Genomic DNA, 1,068 nt, shown 5'->3' on the forward strand with positions numbered 1-1,068 from the left:
TGCTTGATTTTTCTGGCACTGCGGACGGGTCGTGGGAACGTCGGGTCGTCGGGTGATGGCATCAGAAAGATACCGAAAAGGTCAGGGCAAACGCATGAACATTATTTGATCAGCCCGAGAATGTGAAACAGGTAACGATCACTCCAGCCGCAGCCCTTGCGCTTGTTTTTGATCCCCAGCTTTGCGGTTGTGTCTTGCTTGAGCAGGTTCAGGGCGATCTGCCGGGCCGTCGCCAGATTCTCCGCCGCATACCCCTGACGGGCTCGGGAATGATCCTCAGAAAAGGCAACATCAAGTACCCAGTGCAGCTTATTCTCAACGTGCCAATGCTGGCGCGTGGCTTGTAGTACTTCGTCGGCCGTCATGACTTTGCTGGCGATAAAATACCGTATCAGCGTCGTGCCTTTATGGGGCGTCTGGCGATCCAGCTGCACGGCGGCAATCGTTTTCGCCTGCCAGCTTGAGGCAGCAGGCAACCCTTCCATCTCGTGTGTAACCCAGCATCGCCGCTGCTCCTGGCGGCCGTGGACGCGCGTATCCTCCGCGATAAAACAAGACCCCGACGCATCCTCCGGATGTGTGGCCCAGTAACCGTCAAAGTAATCTGATAGTTCGCCATGCAGCTTGCGTTGATTGCTTTTGACAGCCAACAGGTAGTCCGCGTCCTTTTTCAGGATCTTGTTGGCGATGCGTTTCTGGCACCCCATCGCATCCAGTGTGACCAGGCAGCCTTTGATCGCCAAGGTGTCCAACAACGCCGGTATTGCGGTGATTTCGTTGGATTTGGCATCCACTTTGAACTGCCCCAACGCAATACCGGCCTCACTGGCCCATGCATTGACCATATGAATGGCACCGCCGTGTCGGCCTCGGGAGCCGCGCACGGTTTTGCCATCGATGGCCACGACGCCTGACAGCGGCGTATCGATCAGGACATCCTGGACCCAGGTCGTGAAAAGCGCGCGGAACTGCACCGGATCGAGCAGGGAAAACACGCGGTTAAAGGTATCGTGTGATGGAATCCCGCCGGGAAGCTGTAAATATTGTCGAAACCAGTCCTCACGCTCG

Annotated in this window: 1 protein-coding gene; it reads right to left on the reverse strand. The window is 56.6% G+C overall.

What is annotated here, in order from left to right; genetic code table 11:
* Nucleotides 1–101: 101 nt before the first annotated feature.
* Nucleotides 102–1,068 (reverse strand): ISAs1 family transposase (locus MPRO_RS02665; RefSeq protein ID WP_158651723.1); only part of this gene is annotated, 967 nt, incomplete at its 5' end.

Origin of the sequence: Marinobacterium profundum (assembly GCF_001528745.1) — a bacterium.
GTDB lineage: Bacteria > Pseudomonadota > Gammaproteobacteria > Pseudomonadales > Balneatricaceae > Marinobacterium_A > Marinobacterium_A profundum.